14 protein-coding genes and 1 tRNA gene are annotated in these 16,589 nt (G+C 48.7%); 11 read left to right on the plus strand and 4 right to left on the minus strand.

Annotated elements, in window-relative coordinates; translation table 11 throughout:
* The first annotated feature begins 3 nt into the window (after positions 1-3).
* The 6 genes from ACVBEF_RS02555 (at position 4) to dnaG (ending at position 6,113) form a co-directional block, all read left to right on the plus strand.
* Entirely contained in the window at positions 4-1,182 is a 1,179-nt protein-coding gene (locus tag ACVBEF_RS02555; RefSeq protein WP_447122376.1) for a YbdK family carboxylate-amine ligase, read from the plus strand.
* 64 nt (positions 1,183-1,246) lie between these two features.
* On the plus strand, positions 1,247-2,443 hold the full coding sequence (locus ACVBEF_RS02560; protein ID WP_447122377.1) for an NAD(P)/FAD-dependent oxidoreductase: 1,197 nt from the start codon (positions 1,247-1,249) through the stop codon (positions 2,441-2,443).
* 78 nt (positions 2,444-2,521) lie between these two features.
* Positions 2,522-3,430: a Wzz/FepE/Etk N-terminal domain-containing protein gene (locus ACVBEF_RS02565; RefSeq protein WP_447122378.1), complete on the plus strand. Its 909-nt coding sequence runs from the start codon at positions 2,522-2,524 to the stop codon at positions 3,428-3,430.
* A gap of 101 nt (positions 3,431-3,531) precedes the next feature.
* Positions 3,532-3,744: a 30S ribosomal protein S21 gene (gene rpsU, locus ACVBEF_RS02570; protein WP_005665410.1), complete on the plus strand. Its 213-nt coding sequence runs from the start codon at positions 3,532-3,534 to the stop codon at positions 3,742-3,744.
* A 104-nt stretch (positions 3,745-3,848) separates the two neighbouring features.
* Entirely contained in the window at positions 3,849-4,301 is a 453-nt protein-coding gene (locus ACVBEF_RS02575) for a GatB/YqeY domain-containing protein (protein WP_447122379.1), read from the plus strand.
* A 15-nt stretch (positions 4,302-4,316) separates the two neighbouring features.
* Positions 4,317-6,113 (plus strand): DNA primase, encoded by a 1,797-nt coding sequence (dnaG, locus tag ACVBEF_RS02580; protein ID WP_447122380.1) that lies wholly within the window; start codon positions 4,317-4,319, stop codon positions 6,111-6,113.
* Positions 6,114-6,411: 298 nt separating this feature from the next.
* Here dnaG and ACVBEF_RS02585 read toward each other — a convergent pair whose 3' ends face one another.
* Complete coding sequence (locus ACVBEF_RS02585) at positions 6,412-6,858, minus strand: hypothetical protein (RefSeq protein ID WP_447122389.1); 447 nt, start codon at positions 6,856-6,858, stop codon at positions 6,412-6,414.
* Between ACVBEF_RS02585 and rpoD the strand changes: the two genes are divergently transcribed.
* Together rpoD and ACVBEF_RS02595 are read left to right on the plus strand one after the other, a co-directional pair.
* A complete protein-coding gene (rpoD, locus tag ACVBEF_RS02590) occupies positions 6,857-9,019 on the plus strand; it encodes an RNA polymerase sigma factor RpoD (RefSeq protein WP_447122386.1) in 2,163 nt (720 codons plus the stop codon). The genes ACVBEF_RS02585 and rpoD overlap by 2 nt on opposite strands.
* 118 nt (positions 9,020-9,137) lie before the next feature.
* A tRNA-Ile gene (locus ACVBEF_RS02595) sits at positions 9,138-9,216 on the plus strand.
* A 385-nt stretch (positions 9,217-9,601) separates the two neighbouring features.
* Here ACVBEF_RS02595 and ACVBEF_RS02600 read toward each other — a convergent pair.
* From ACVBEF_RS02600 to gshA, 3 genes are all read right to left on the minus strand, one after another.
* Positions 9,602-10,027, minus strand: a complete 426-nt coding sequence (locus ACVBEF_RS02600; RefSeq protein WP_447122381.1) for an organic hydroperoxide resistance protein — start codon at positions 10,025-10,027, stop codon at positions 9,602-9,604.
* 218 nt (positions 10,028-10,245) lie between these two features.
* The gene (locus tag ACVBEF_RS02605; protein WP_447122387.1) at positions 10,246-10,713 is read right to left on the minus strand and encodes a MarR family winged helix-turn-helix transcriptional regulator; all 468 of its coding nucleotides are present in this window, start codon (positions 10,711-10,713) and stop codon (positions 10,246-10,248) included.
* A gap of 510 nt (positions 10,714-11,223) precedes the next feature.
* Positions 11,224-12,804, minus strand: a complete 1,581-nt coding sequence (gene gshA / locus ACVBEF_RS02610; RefSeq protein WP_447122382.1) for a glutamate--cysteine ligase — start codon at positions 12,802-12,804, stop codon at positions 11,224-11,226.
* A gap of 423 nt (positions 12,805-13,227) precedes the next feature.
* On the opposite strand from gshA, the gene folD reads away from it, so the two are divergent.
* The 3 genes from folD to ACVBEF_RS02625 form a co-directional block, all read left to right on the plus strand.
* Complete coding sequence (folD, locus tag ACVBEF_RS02615) at positions 13,228-14,073, plus strand: bifunctional methylenetetrahydrofolate dehydrogenase/methenyltetrahydrofolate cyclohydrolase FolD (RefSeq protein WP_447122383.1); 846 nt, start codon at positions 13,228-13,230, stop codon at positions 14,071-14,073.
* Positions 14,074-14,077: 4 nt separating this feature from the next.
* Positions 14,078-16,153 carry a M3 family metallopeptidase gene (locus ACVBEF_RS02620; RefSeq protein ID WP_447122384.1) on the plus strand — a complete coding sequence of 692 codons (2,076 nt, stop codon included), beginning with the start codon at positions 14,078-14,080 and terminating at the stop codon, positions 16,151-16,153.
* Positions 16,154-16,234: 81 nt separating this feature from the next.
* Positions 16,235-16,589, plus strand: a 355-nt coding sequence (locus tag ACVBEF_RS02625; RefSeq protein WP_447122385.1) for a DUF4124 domain-containing protein, incomplete at its 3' end; no start/stop codon positions are given.

The following is a 16,589-nucleotide window of genomic DNA, read 5'->3' on the forward strand; positions in this document are numbered from 1 at the left end:
AATATGATGGCAAGCGACGATCAAAATATGTCAGTAACGTTACCCTTTACCTCTTCGACACCCTTTACGATGGGTATCGAACTGGAGCTGCAACTTGTCAATCGGCGCAACTACAATCTGGCTAGTGATGCTGTCGATCTTTTGACATGGATTGAGCCGCGCGATTTGCAAAAACAAATCAAGCTAGAAATGACGCAAGGCATGATCGAGCTTAATTCCGACATCCATACCAGCGTTGCTCCCCTGATTGAGGAGTTAAAAGAGTTGCGCTCTGCACTCAATAAAGGCGCGCAGTATCTCAACATTGACGTCTCCGGTGGCGGTGCCCATCCGTTTCAGCACTGGAACGAACAACGGATTACACCGAGCGAGCGGTTTAATCAATTGCATGAAAAATACGGTTACCTGGCTAAGACTTTCACCGTATTCGGTCAGCATATTCATATCGGGGTCCCCAGTGGCGACGATGCACTGTATTTAACCCATGCTTTTTCACGTTTCGTGCCGCATTTCATTGCTCTCTCGGCCGCATCACCGTTTTATCAAGGCGCAGACACCCAGTTCGAATCTTCGCGCAGCAACGTGGTGCGTGCGTTCCCGCTCTCGGGCACTGCGCCCGTGGTTCACCATTGGACGCAATTTGAAGCGTATTACAACGAACTGCTACAGATGGGCATCATCAGTAGCATGAAGGATTTTTATTGGGATATTCGACCTAAGCCCGAATATGGCACCGTCGAAATTCGTGTCTGCGATACGCCGCTCACCGTCGAGCATGCGGCCCATTTAGGCTGCTATGCGCAATTACTAGCGCGCTGGATATTGACTGAGCGACCATTCGCTATCACTGATGACTTTTATTTGTTATATCAATTCAATCGCTTTGAAGCCAGCCGCTACGGTCTGAACGGCTCCTACGCGATTCATGGCGAAACGCTGGCAGAATCATCGAAACAGCCGATTTATGCGCATCTGTTGACGCATTTGCAAGACTTGGAGTGCTATACCCAAAATGACGCTGAGCGATTAACGCTCAAACGTTTGCGCAACATGGCAAATAATCGTTTTAGCGACGCTGACTGGCTGCGAGAAACGTTCACGCAGCGCGGCTCTTTAAATGACATGATGCGGCTCTCATCCGAGTTGTGGATGGGGCAAACACCTCCACCATACTTTCAATAGACTAGTAACTTGAACGCCATTTGAATTTACCTGACACATAAATAGTATACAAATAACAACATAAATGATAAAACAATTTGATGTCGCCGTCATCGGCGCGGGCGCTGCTGGCATGATGTGCGCTGCAGTTGCCGGTCAACGCGGCAAAAAAGTAGTCCTGATCGATCATGCAACCAAATTAGCAGAAAAGATTCGCATTTCCGGTGGAGGGCGTTGCAACTTCACGAATATTGCCGCAGCCCCGCAACATTATCTTTCGCAGAATCCCCATTTTTGCAAAAGTGCGTTATCTCGCTACACCCCGCAGGACTTTATTAATTTGATAAAACGCTATCGCATCAGCTATCACGAGAAGCATAAAGGGCAACTATTCTGTGACGACTCTGCTGAGCAGATTATTGCGATGCTCAAAGCGGAGTGCGCTCTGGGCAACGTTAGCTGGCGCATGCCATGCAGCGTGGCTGGCATTGGCAAGGTTGGTGATGTGTTTCGAATCGATACGGATGCCGGAGAAATTTTGGCAAGTAACATTGTCATCGCTACTGGCGGATTGTCCATTCCAAAGATCGGCGCGACTGATTTCGCCTATCGTATAGCGCAACAATTTGACATAAAAATGATTGCACCACGCCCTGGCTTGGTGCCGCTCACCTTCGATGCTGGTGGCTGGGAACCATACATACCGCTTGCCGGGATCGCATTGCCGGTTGAAGTTGTGGCGGGAGATCAAAAGGCACGCGGCTACTTCAAAGAAGATTTGTTGTTTACGCATCGCGGTTTGTCCGGACCGGCAATCCTGCAAATTTCCAGCTTTTGGCAACCGGGCCAGCCACTTAGCTTGAATTTGTTGCCAGAAATTGATATCGCCGAAACACTGATTGAGGGTAAAACGTCCATCAAAAAGAATCTTGGAAATGTCTTCTCGCAATGGCTCCCTAATCGATTAGCGCTTGGTCTTCTTGAGGCGAATGGAATCGATCCTGCTGCACGCGTGGCCGATACGCCGGATCGTATTTTGCGTAAGTTAAGCGATACAGTGAATCGGTGGGTAATCACTCCCAATGGCTCCGAAGGCTATCGCAAAGCCGAAGTCACTCTCGGCGGCGTGGACACACGCGAATTGTCCCAGCAAACCATGATGGCTAATAAAGTCCCAGGTTTGCACTTTATTGGCGAAGCAGTCGACGTTACCGGCTGGTTGGGAGGCTATAACTTCCAATGGGCCTGGGCTTCAGGCACAGCGACTGGACTTTCTTTTTAATCATTTAAACAGAACGTTTTTGTTCAACGCAATGCCTGCGTTTAGTCCAATCACTTTCACTTTCAAGAGATGAACACTATGCCAAACAACTTGCCAAATAATCAACCCCGCATCACATCCCAGGAAACAGAGAACACAGGAGCCATTGATTTGATCCAGTTATGGAGCACGATCAAACAGCAATGGGTCATTGTGTCTACATGCATTGTCCTGGGCTGTGCAGCCGCAGTAGCGTTATGGCTAACATTGCCACCAAAATGGCAAGCTACGGCAATCCTTCAAATTGGCCAAATGCCATTAAGCATGTCATCTAAAGAGGCACCTCAGACCGTATTGGTGGAACCCCCGGCACAAGCTGTAGAACGTCTGAATCATCGCGAGCAGGAAGATAAAGCGCTCGCAGCATTAGGATTACCCATTGATAATGAAGTGGACAAAGGTACTGCTTTATTTCGTAAATCACTTAAAGGGACGGTAGTTAGAAATACCAATTTTATTGAGATTAGCGTAGCTGCCTACTCGATTGAGGACGGGAAAAAATATTTAAATGCTGCCATTCAATCGCTCATTGAAGTTCACAATCAACGGATGGCTCCGGTATTAGACAACGTTAATGCCCAGGTGAAAGAAAACACCGCACAGATGGCAGAGGCGCAATCGCAACTGGCAAACCTACAAAAAATAGTCCCCGCCATGCCAAAATCGGACAGCCAATTCGCTCCACGTGTCATCGCCGCAGATTTACTGGCAAAGCAGAACGAGCAAATACAACATCTGACGAAAGAGCGAAACGCACTGTCTGATATATTGCTGCCATCGAACACGTACCCTACATCGGTCATTGATGCAGTTTTTGTACCCGAACGTCCTTACTTTCCTAAACTGTCACTCATCCTTCCCATTGGCCTGTTTTTGGGTACTGCTATCGGTATTGCACTCGCACTGATGCGCAAACGCCGGCAGAATAATGACCTTAAAACGTCATAAATTACACGAGCAACGATTCCAATCGATCAGAGCACTTCCCTTTATTGTTTTCGCCTGCTATAATCGCCCTCTTCCTAATTTAACTAATGGTTTGAATTTACATGACCACAATTCGTCTTAAAGAAAACGAGCCGTTCGAAGTTGCGATGCGTCGCTTCAAGCGCACTATCGAAAAAACAGGTCTATTGACTGAGTTGCGCGCGCGCGAGTTTTACGAGAAGCCGACAGCTGAACGTAAGCGCAAGCTAGCAGCTGCCGTGAAGCGTCATTACAAACGCATCCGCAGCCAGCAATTGCCGAAAAAGCTGTACTGATTCCTCACCGCACTTGTTGCGGTGACAAGATAAGAATTACAAACCCGCTCCGGTGTTGTTCCGCAGCGGGTTTTCCCGTTTATTGATTTCATCTGGAGAATCACATGGGCCTTAAAGAGCAAATCACTGAAGACATGAAGGCCGCAATGCGTGCCAAAGAGACTGCGAAACTTAATACCATTCGCCTGATCACCGCAGCAATGAAGCAAAAAGAAATTGATGAGCGGATAACTCTAACCGACACGCTCGTCCTTGCCATCATTGAAAAAATGATTAAACAACGCAAAGACTCGATCACCCAATTTGAAGCTGGAAATCGCCAGGATCTGGCCGATATAGAAAAAGCGGAACTGATCATTCTTGCGGCCTATATGCCCGCCGGATTATCCGAAGCAGAAATCCTGGCAGAAGTTGCCGCAGCCGTTAGCGCAAGTGGTGCCACTGGCCCGCAAGATATGGGCAAAGTCATGGCCATACTAAAACCAAAATTAGCCGGCCGCGCCGACCTGACAGCAGTATCAGGTCTGGTGAAAGCCGCATTGAACGCAAACGCTTAAGTACGCATACCGCCGGTGATCCCACCATCCTTCATTCAGGATCTCCTTACACGCGTTGACATTGTCGACGTGGTGGGACGATACGTGCAGCTCAAAAAAGGCGGCGCAAACTTTATGGGTTTGTGCCCGTTTCACAACGAAAAATCCCCCAGCTTTACTGTCAGCCCTACCAAACAGTTTTACCACTGCTTCGGCTGTGGCGCGCATGGCACTGCGATTGGATTTTTGATTGAATATTCCGGCCTGGGCTTTGTCGAGGCCGTCAAAGATCTGGCACAAAATGTCGGTATGGTCGTACCGGAAAACGACGACAAAATTCCGCCCGCCCAACGCGCCGCCTATCAGGCGCAAAGCCTGGCTTTATCTGAAGCAATGACCATCGCCTGTGACTTTTATCGACAAAATTTGCGAAACGCCCCGGAGGCAGTCGCGTATTTAAAAGGGCGCGGACTGACGGGTGAAATTGCCGCCAAATTTGGCTTGGGTTACTCAATAGACAATTGGGACAGCCTGCGTACGGCCTTCCCGGATTATGAAGTAACCGCCTTGGTCGAATCCGGCCTGGTCATTGATCGCACCGACGAAGAAGGCAACAACCGTAAGCGCTATGACCGCTTCCGCGATCGCATTATGTTTCCCATCCGGAATACCAAAGGCCAGGTCATCGGATTTGGTGGTCGCGTAATGAATCATGGCGAACCAAAATACTTGAATTCGCCGGAAACACCCTTATTTCAAAAGGGCAGCGAGCTATACGGTTTGTTTGAAGCGCGCCAGGCAATTCGTGACGCAGGTTACGTACTGGTAACAGAAGGCTATATGGACGTAGTCGCTTTAGCACAACTAGGCTTTCCACAAGTGGTCGCCACTTTAGGGACCGCATGTACGCCAACGCATGTGCACAAACTACTACGACAAACAGACCAGGTTATATTCAGCTTCGATGGCGACAAAGCAGGACAACGCGCAGCAAGACGCGCGCTAGATGCATGCCTGCCGCATGCCAGCGACAATAAAATCATTAAATTTTTATTTTTGCCAAAAGAGCATGATCCGGACAGCTATGTGCGCGAATTAGGTGCTGAAGCATTCGAACGTCAAATCCAAGACGCCATGCCTTTGTCACAATTCTTGCTCAATGAGGTGACTGCAGAAGTCGATTTACGAACATCAGAGGGGCGTGCCCGTGCACAATTCGATGCCAAGCCATTGCTCCAAATAATGCCCCCGTCATCGCTACGACTTCAGATCGTACGAGGATTAGCACAGCTAACGCAATCAACCGCTGCTGAAATTGAGTCCTTGTTCGAACTAGCCAAACCGATTGCACGCGCCCGTCAAGCGCCACCGCGCAGCAATCGCCCGGCCCCAGTCGGGTTAGAGCGACAAATTATTCGACTCATGGTGGCCCATCCGTCACTGACATCGGAGCTAGACGACGCAGCACTAGAAGTAGTAGCAAATTTTGCCCCAGATTGCGCAGAAATGTTGGCACAACTCATTGGAGCGAGCCAAACGATGGGGGCGCAAGCTAGTTTTGCATCACTGGCCGAACACTTACGAGAAGGAGGCGCTGAGTTCGAATTGCTCATTGCTGAAATTGCAGCCGAAGCAGAATCCGACATCGACACTGCTCGCATGGAATTAGCCGACGCAATACGTCAGATAAAAATGAAGATACTTAAAGAAGAGTTGGCGCAATTAGCAGCGACCGGACTAGGAACCGACGATGCCCGCAATCGCTATCGTGAGTTAATTTTGCAGCAAGAACACCTACGGCGCCAGACTGAGGCAGAACTGGCACAACGTTAAACACCAGAAAACTGGTCACCAAAAGTGAAACTGAAGCCGTCTAAAGAGCAAAAAATCGAAATAATCTGCAAACGAACTTTGCTCTTGCATTGGAGGATAGCACCTCCATATGCTATACTTAAAAGCTTTAGATTCAACATCTTAGCGTATTTAATTTATTGTCAAGCTGTAGAGTTTGGAATGTTTTGAAGTGTTATTAGTAAAATTGAGGAATAGCGCGAGAGTTGTCCCTTCAACCTCAACAATAACCAATGCTCAAGCAAAACAGATGAGCATCAGTTGAGGATTCGACCGGAAACTACGAAAGCAAAAATATCGCGCAAATTAGTGTAACCAGTTTGGCAAATAATTCTATGGCAGACGCAATGAAGAAACTAGCGAAACCCCTGAAAATTTCCACCAAAAAAGTGACGCCGACAGCGACAAAATTAGCAGCGCACTCTTCAACTGTAAAACCAACCAAAACGACCGGTACTAAGTCGCTTAGTAAATTGGTAGAAAAATCGCCCGGCCAGAAGATTGGACCGGGTACTAAAAAACTAGCGCCTGAAGTAGCCGTCAACGCTGCTCCCAAGGCAGTTTCTAAGGCGGCTGCAACGCCTACGAAAAAAAGTGCACCAAGAACTGTTGCAAAGCCAGTATCTGCGAAATCGAAAGCCCCTGTGACAAACAAGAAACCTACCGTACTCAAAGTCGTCAAGTCGCCTAAAAACATCGCTCCCGAAGCAGTCGTCCCAAAGGACATGAGCGTGATGATCGGATCAGGCGTTAGTCAGACTACCGATGCCGCTACACTGGCAGCGATTGACACCTCCGGCTACATCTTACCTTCGGTCAAGGTACCCGGTCGTCGTGGTCGCAAGCCGAAAGAATTCCAGCCAGAAAACGATGAGATCGCCGCGCTCAATGCAGTTGAGCGCGCCGAACTTAAGGCCGTTGACAAAGCCAAGGCAAAAGACCGAAAAGCCAAGGAAAAAGCACTGCTGAAAGACGCGTTTTCCTCAGACACAGAAGCCTCTGAAGAAGAGCTCGAAGCGCGCCGTCAAAAGCTGAAAACGCTGATCAAAATGGGTAAGGAACGTGGTTTCCTCACCTTTTCTGAAATCAACGATCACTTACCTGAAAATATCATCGATCCTGAAGCGATCGAAGGCATTATCGGTACGTTCAGCGACATGGGTATCGCGATTTCCGAACACGCTCCCGATGCAGAAACACTACTCTTATCCGATAACGTAGCAACCGTTACCAGTGACGACGAGGCAGAGGCTGCCGCTGAAGCCGCGCTGTCAACCGTTGACTCCGATTTCGGTCGCACTACCGATCCAGTACGCATGTACATGCGCGAAATGGGTTCAGTTGAGCTTCTCACCCGCGAAGGTGAAATCGAAATCGCCAAGCGTATCGAAGACGGCCTCAAGGATATGATCCAAGCCATCTCCGCTTGCCCGACGACGATTGCAGAAATCATTCTGGCTGCAGAAAAAATCTCAAAAGACGAAACCAAAATCGACGAAATCGTTGATGGCCTCGTGGACTTAAACGCAACGGACGAAGCCGTCACCGCCAGCGCTGCAGCAAGCTCTGACGACGATAGCGAAGACGAAGACGAAGAAGACGACGAAGAAGAAGCCGAAGAGGAAGAAGCCAATAGCAATTCCGGTGCAGCAGGATTCTCTGCAGAGCAACTTGAGCAACTGAAACGCGATGCACTAGAGAAGTTTGCAACTATCTCGACGCAATTCGACAAGATGCGTAAAGCCTACGAAAAAGAAGGCTACAACTCTAAGCCTTACGTCAAAGCACAAGAAATTATTTCGAACGAATTACTTGGTATCCGCTTCACCGCCAAAGTTGTTGAGAAATTATGCGACACATTGCGCGGACAAGTGGATGAAGTTCGTAAGATTGAACGCCAGATTCTCGACGTTGCAGTCAACAAATGCGACATGCCGCGCCTGCATTTCATCAAAGTATTCCCAGGCAACGAAACCAACCTTGACTGGGTTGATGGCGAAGTCAACGGCAATCATCCCTACAGCATCGTATTGGGACGGAATGTTCCGGCGGTCAAAGAGTTGCAACAGCGCCTGATAGACCTGCAAGCGCGTGTCGTATTGCCATTACCCGATCTGCGCGGCATCAACAAAAAGATGGGCGCTGGCGAGAAAAAAGCACGTATGGCAAAGCGTGAAATGACCGAGGCTAACTTGCGCTTGGTGATTTCGATCGCAAAGAAATATACCAACCGCGGCCTGCAATTTTTGGACTTGATCCAGGAAGGCAATATCGGTCTGATGAAAGCTGTAGACAAGTTTGAATATCGTCGCGGCTATAAATTCTCGACTTATGCAACCTGGTGGATACGCCAGGCGATTACACGTTCGATCGCAGATCAGGCACGTACCATCCGAATTCCGGTTCACATGATCGAAACGATCAATAAAATGAACCGTATTTCTCGTCAAATTTTGCAGGAAACCGGTGCTGAACCAGACCCAGCAACATTAGCGATCAAGATGGAGATGCCGGAAGACAAGATCCGTAAGATCATGAAAATCGCCAAAGAACCAATTTCGATGGAAACACCGATCGGGGATGACGACGATTCACATTTGGGCGATTTCATCGAAGACAACAATACCTTGGCACCGGCTGATGCAGCATTGCACGCATCGATGCGCGGCGTAGTCAAAGATATTCTTGATTCCCTGACTCCACGCGAAGCCAAAGTACTACGCATGCGCTTCGGCATCGAAATGTCAACGGATCACACGTTAGAAGAAGTAGGAAAGCAATTTGACGTAACGCGCGAGCGTATCCGTCAAATAGAAGCCAAGGCATTACGCAAACTGCGTCATCCTTCGCGCTCCGACAAATTGAAGAGCTTCCTCGAAGGCAACTAGAAATATCTGCTACTTTTATATCCATATTCTTATAAGCAAACGCTAACAATAGTTGCTTTGAAGATGGAAATTCTTCTACAATGCTGATCGGCTTAAAAATAGATTTAAGTAGAAAATCGGCCCCCTAGCTCATGCTTGGTTAGAGCAGCGGACTCATAATCCGTTGGTGCGCAGTTCGACTCTGCGGGGGGCCACCAGAATTAGCATTAAAAACAAGGGGTTACGTTTTCACGTAACCCCTTTTTCTTTACATTTTATAATTTGCATAAGAGTTCAACGAAAGGTCGCTCGAGATTTATCAGTGTAAAGGATTCAGTGTCCAAGTTTCCTGAAGGCGCTCTGATGAGGGATGTGTAGTGCATAGCCATACTAATGACTATACACTTTTTCACGATGACTAATCTGGTGTCTACGGCTAGTAATATCATTCATCAAAGTCTGTCGAAATGCATATAAATTAAACTGATGAATAACAAAAAAGCGAATTACGTTGCCCGTAACTCGCTTTTTTATTTCTCAATACACCGTCAATCAATCCAAATACAAATTAAATCAATGACGGTTATTACACTCGCTTTGTAATTAAATCAAAGTCAGGGTCACGTCAACGTTGCCACGGGTCGCATTCGAATATGGGCATACGTGATGCGCTTTATCGACCAATGCCTGGGCTGCGGCTTTGTCCATACCTGGGATCGAAATTTTCAATTCCACTTCAATTCCAAATCCGCCTGGGATTTGGCCGATTCCAACCAGGCCGGTAATTGCAGTGTCGGCTGGCAAAGTGATTTTATCTTGGGATGCGACGAATTTCATTGCGCCAATAAAACACGCTGAATAACCTGCAGCGAACAGTTGCTCGGGATTAGTACCCTCACCGCCTGCGCCACCTAATTCTTTTGGCGTTGTCAGCTTTACATCCAGAACGCTGTCTGAAGAAGTAGCACGACCATCACGACCACCGGTTGCAGTAGCGGTAGCTGTAAATAGAATTTTTTCGACTGACATAATAATTTCCTTTGTATGAATTGAAATAAATGGCCGCTTAAGAAATCCGTTGAAAACTGATCAGTCGGCCTTACTGATAGTCGGGATATAGACACTACCTTACCGTGCAATAGACAATGAACGGTAATTAAAAATTTAATCACACAATAAAATTGCCAACAATCTAATGGCAATATTTCATCATCGATATGCTTACAATTAAACTAAGGAGTGCACAATTATGGAATGTTACTTGCCATTGCTCCGCGTAACCGCTGTAATTGTCCAGTCAATGCTTTTAGTTCATCTAACGAACATTGCGCGCTGCAACTTACCTGCTGCGGAATAGTTTGTGCCTGTTGACGCAGATTTTTACCCATATCAGTCAAGCTTACAATGACTTGACGCTCATCATTGACAGCGCGTTGCCTACGTACCAGACCATTCAACTCAAGTCGTTTTAACAGGGGCGTGAGCGTTCCGGAATCCAAATACAAGCGCTCGCCCACTTCCGAAACAGTGACCTTGTCACGTTCCCATAAGGTGAGCATGACCAAATACTGTGGATAGGTAATTCCCAGAGATTGCAGCAACGGCTTATAGATTTTAGTCATAGTCAATGACGCTGAATACAGAGCAAAACATAGTTGATTGTCCAATAACAAACTATCTGACCCAAATGCTTTCTCATTCAAATCGTTATGCATATTTTTGCCGTGATGTGTTTCCATGCTCATGATAATATACTGCTTAAAATTAAATTGCAAACAATTTAATTTCTAACTATTTTCCCTCTATACGACTATTACTAGCACCACGAAAAGAGCTGAGTGCCTTTAGGGCGATTTTGCGTAGTCTTAGAGACTTTTTTCTGAACCGCAGACTCAGCCATCGTCTGACCTAGCGTGAAGACAAGGTACACGAACCGCAGCAACCGGAATGAATTTAGACCATGATGATGGTGAGCATCGCGCAACGCAGTTTTGGCGAGGCGCAGTGAGTTTCGAAAGAAGTCTAATGAAGTCTTGATGGGACACGAACCGATCACTACCGCGCAGAAAAACTAAACGCGCCCGGATACGGCGCGTTTGAAGTAAACTTTCCGCCCATCCCTGCCAGTCTCTTACGGCTCAGTAAGGCCGAACCACAAGAACTGCCAGCCAGCGATGACTTTCACATTAGACCAGTTTTCCCCTGCTACAGATAACCTCAGACGCTCATACTCCCAACGTACTTGCAGCATGATAAGCCGCAACAAAAGTATCAAAATCACAGGTTTGAGTTAGCTCAATCTGCGCTTGCTCTTCCAATGACTTTGCAGCCATCTCGGTGAAGTAGGCGCTCTCTTCCGGACTCGGCGGTTTAGCACGAAACGCTTTGGCATGAAGCTGACTTTGGCGTAATGCAAATGCAGCAAATGTTTCCTTTTGTTCGCGCATCGTTGCCAATACGCGTGCGGACGGTGTCAGTTCTGGCGCGAGTAATTTGCGGCGCTGCTGTTCCAACGCGTCGCCATGCTGCGTATCGTCGCGCTGCACATCGAGCAATGTCGCAGCTGAAGTAATTTTTTCCAATAGATCAATGCCCCACGCTTGCAAAGTCACTGGTACACCGTTGCGTTGCAACTCCAGACCGGGACGACGCCCTTCTTTGACCGCTTTGGCGAAATTTTCAGCATTTTCGAGACTTTCTTCGCCAGTGGTACACGGACTGTCATCGAGCGCACAAAAGTGTAAAAAGGCATCCAGAAAACGGCCGGTTTCCAGGCTTATTCCGGTCGGCTCGAACGGGTCGATGTCCATACACCGTACTTCGATATATTGCACGCCGCGCGCTGCCAAGGCTTGTATCGGCCGCTCACCGCTATTAATGACACGCTTGGGCCGGATGGTTGAGTAATACTCATTTTCGATCTGCAAAATGTTGGTATTAATCTGAATCCATTCGCCATCCCGGTGCGTTCCAATCTCAGCGTACGGCGGATATGACTGGCTCACCGCCTGAGACAAGCTTTTGATGTAGCTGTCCAGATTATTGTAATGCGGGGTCAAATTTTCTTGCGCTTTGCTCTGATAGCCCAGATCGCTCATGCGTAAACTGGTCGCATAGGGCAGATACAGCGTGTCACCGTCGAACGTCTCAAGGAGATGCTCGCGCCCATCTAAAAAGTTGGCAGATAGCGCGGGTGAGGCCCCGAACAAATACATCAACAACCAGCTATAACGACGGAAATTGCGTATCAGCGCAATATAACCATCGGACTGAAACGCTTTTGCTGTGCCAGTATCTCCGACATCCTGTTGCAGCACCGGCCAGATGCCGTCAGCGAGCGAGAAGTTGTAATGAATACCAGCGATGCATTGCATACGCTTGCCGTAGCGCAGCGCTAAGCCCCGCCGATAAACGTGCTTTAGCATGCCGATATGCGAGGTACCGTAATAGCCAATAGGAATCTGTTCCTCAGCCGGTAATTCGCACGGCATCGAATCGCTCCACAACATTTCGTCACCCAATTGCGCATACACAAAGCGATGAATGACATCAAGCTCGGTCATCACGGTGGCGACATCATTTTCGGGTGGCGTGATGAACTCTAGTAACGATTCCGAATAATCGGTTGTGATCTGCGGCTGTGTCAATGCAGCCCCCAGAGCCCGCGGATGGGGCGTCAGCGCAAGTTTTCCATCGGGATTGACGCGCAACGTTTCACGCTCTATGCCACGCAAGCCTTTGCCAAGTAAAGCACGGTGTTGCTGTTGTCCGAGTAAGGCCAGACGGCGGGTGTAATAATCTGTCAATTCGGTATTCCTTTCAATTTTTTGCCTTCCCCGACTATTGTTTTTATGTGCGTAGAGCAGGATCAGACAATGCTGTAGTACGCGAGAATAGCCGAAAACACAAAAGTGCGTCAGCTGTCAGAACCTCCCTCTTAAGGAGCATAAATATGCATCATGATTAATCTGATATACAGAACTAAATACAGCACTAAATACCGAACTAAATCAAAAGATAAATGAAAGATTACTTCATCTGGTGTGCTTTTATAACAACTGTATGCCGCACAAATACATACGTGTATTGCAAAATCGTTCTAGGAATATATAACAACAAAATCGCGATACAACCGTAATTTAGGTGCCGGGAATCAAAGGCCGACAAACTCCCAAGCCAAGCGACGCTTTATAATCTCGTTTTAATTAGCCTTTGCACCCCGCCCCACTATGCCAGCTCAGCTTATCAACGGAAATATCCTCTCACAACAACTACGCGCCGAAGTCGCCATACGCGCCGCAGCATTGACGGCTCAAGGCAAGCGCCCGGGCCTCGCCGTCATTCTGGTCGGGGAAAGTCCAGCGTCGCAAGTGTATGTCCGCAACAAGGTGAAGGCCTGTGAAGACAACGGCCTCTACTCAGTATTAGAAAAATACGATGCCGATCTGACTGAGGCAGCCTTACTCACCCGCATTGACGCCCTCAACCATGACCCAAAAATCAGCGGTATTTTGGTGCAATTGCCTTTGCCTGCGCATATCGATGCCAACAAGGTCATTGAAGCGATTGCCGCTGAAAAAGATGTGGACGGTTTTCATATCAGCAACGCCGGTTTATTGATGACAGGGAACCCATTATTTCGCCCATGCACGCCCTATGGCGTGATGAAAATGCTGGAATCAATCAATTACCCGGTACGCGGTGCGCATGCCGTCATCGTTGGCGCGTCCAATATTGTCGGGAAACCGCAATCGATGCTGCTCTTGCAAGCTGGCGCGACTGTCACCATTTGTAATTCCAAGACCCGCGACCTAGGTCATCACACGCGCCAGGCAGACATTTTGGTTGTCGCCACAGGCAAACGCAATATCGTCACCGCCGACATGGTCAAGCCGGGTGCCGTTGTCATCGACGTTGGCATGAATCGCGATGACGACGGCAAGCTCTGCGGCGACGTCGATTTTGCCAACGTGAAAGAAGTTGCGGGTTATATCACCCCGGTGCCAGGCGGCGTCGGGCCGATGACTATCACTATGCTGCTAGTCAATACGATTGAAGCCGCAGAAAGAAACTAAGCTCATGACCTCACCATTGACCCATCAAGACAATCCCCTGTTAGATTTCTCAGGTTTAGCGTCCTTCGACAAGATTCGGCCAGAACACGTCACGCCAGCCATTGCCGAATTATTAGAGCAGGCAAGCATCGTCGTGGGGCTATTAGAAGTGCCTGAAATATCGGTAAGCTGGGAGTCATTCGTCGCACCACTCGAAAATGTTACCGAAAAACTCGGACGGGCATGGGGCATCGTGGGGCACTTGAACGCCGTGATGGATAGCCCTGAACTGCGTGCGGCTTACAACGAAAATCAGCCTAAACTGATCGAATTCTGGACTTCGCTGTCACAAAATCTGGCGTTATTCGAGAAGTACAAAACCCTCAGCACCAGCACTGCATTCGCCACCCTTTCGTTAGCGCGTCAGAAAATCATTGGCAACGCCGTGCGCGATTTCAGACTTGGCGGAGCTGACTTGGGAGATGTTGATAAAGCACGTTTCGCCGAGATTCAAGAGAAATCCGGCGCACTCACCACGCGATTTTCAGAAAATATTCTCGACGCCACCAACGACTACGCCTTATTCATTACCGACGAAGCCGAATTAGCAGGCATGCCAAATGACGTGAAACAAGCGGCCCATGCAGCCGCCCTGCAAGACGCCAAAGAAGGCTACAAATTTACGCTGCACTTCCCGTCCTATTTTCCGATTCTGCAATACGCCGACAGCCGGGCTCTGCGCGAAAAGATATATCGCGCCAACGCCACCAAGGCGTCGGAACTGGGCAGTAAACCGGAATGGGATAACACCCAAAACATCGTCGACATTTTGAAATTGCGCAATGAAGAAGCGGCGTTACTCGGACTGAAGAGTTACGCTGAATTGTCGCTCGTGCCAAAAATGGCGCAAACCCCAAAAGAAGTCATCGATTTCCTCGAAGACCTCGGCCAGCGCGCACGCCCTTTCGCCGAAAAAGACTTAGCAGAGTTGCGCGCCTTCGCCAAAGATCAGCTTGGCATTGCGACCCTGGAAGCCTGGGACAGCACTTACGCGTCCGAAAAATTGCGCGAGCAACGCTATGCCTTTTCAGAGCAAGAAGTAAAACAATACTTTCCCGAATCCAAAGTCGTGCAAGGCTTGTTCGCTCTGGTACAGAAGTTATTTTCAGTCGATATCAGCGCAGATCAGGCACCGGCCTGGCATCCTGATGTGAAATTTTTCAAGATACAAAAAGACGGCAAATTGCTCGGTCAATTTTATCTGGACCTTTATGCACGCAAGGGTAAGCGCGGTGGTGCGTGGATGGATGATGCGCGTGCCCGTCGTCGTCTGGCCGATGGCATTCAAACCCCGATCGCTTACCTGACCTGCAATTTTTCTGCCCCTGCTGTCGTCGATGGCAAGGCCAAACCGGCGCTATTTACCCACGACGAAGTCATCACGCTATTTCACGAATTTGGCCACGGCTTGCATCACATGCTTACTCAAGTCGATGAAATCGGCGTCTCCGGCATCTCTGGCGTGGAATGGGATGCGGTTGAATTACCCTCCCAATTCATGGAAAACTTCTGCTGGGAGTGGGATGTTCTGCAAGACATGACCGCCCAAGCCGCATCGGGCGAGCCGTTGCCACGTGCGCTGTTTGACAAAATGACTGCCGCCAAAAACTTCCAGTCCGGCCTGCAAACTCTGCGTCAGGTCGAGTTTTCATTAGTTGATATGCATCTGCACGACCAATACGACCCCCATGGCGCACAAACCGTGCAAACACTGATCGACCAGGTGCGCAGCCAAATCGCCGTGCTAACGCCGCCTGCCTTTAATCGTTTCCAGCATTCCTTCTCCCATATTTTTGCCGGCGGTTACGCGGCGGGCTATTACAGCTATAAATGGGCCGAAGTGTTGTCAGCTGATGCATACAGTGCATTTGAAGAAGCAGCGAATGGCGGCAACGTGATTTCAGCGGAAACAGGCCATCAATTTCAGCGCGAAATCCTGGCGGTAGGCGGCTCCCGACCAGCGCTTGAATCGTTTAAAGCTTTTCGTGGTCGCGCACCAAACATTGATGCATTGTTGCGGCATAGCGGTATGGCTGGCTGATTGACGCAAAAGATTGCCGGGCAGATACATTCTGCACGGAAATCATCGAGTCGGTGCATCACTTTATACAAGGAAAATCAGATGAAACTGGCGGCGTCCTTATTGTCAATTGCAGGCTTGGTGGTCTGCCTGTTGGCCACACCAAGTGGTCAAGCGGCGCTCTACAAATCCGTGGGACCAAACGGCCAGGTCACCTATAGCGATATCCCGCCAGAGTCCGGCAAAATTGTCGAAAAAAAATCCCTCACAACCAGCAATGAGAGCGATACGAGCGGATTGCCATACCTACTCGCCCAAGCAAAAAAAAATAGCCCCGTTACCTTATACACATCGGCTGTGTGCATCCCTTGCGACGACGGACGTCAGTTACTCAATCGGCGTGGTATTCCATTCAGCGAAAAAACGGTCAATAACAACGAGGACATTGCGCGCGTAA

Source organism: Glaciimonas sp. GG7 (assembly GCF_052976905.1).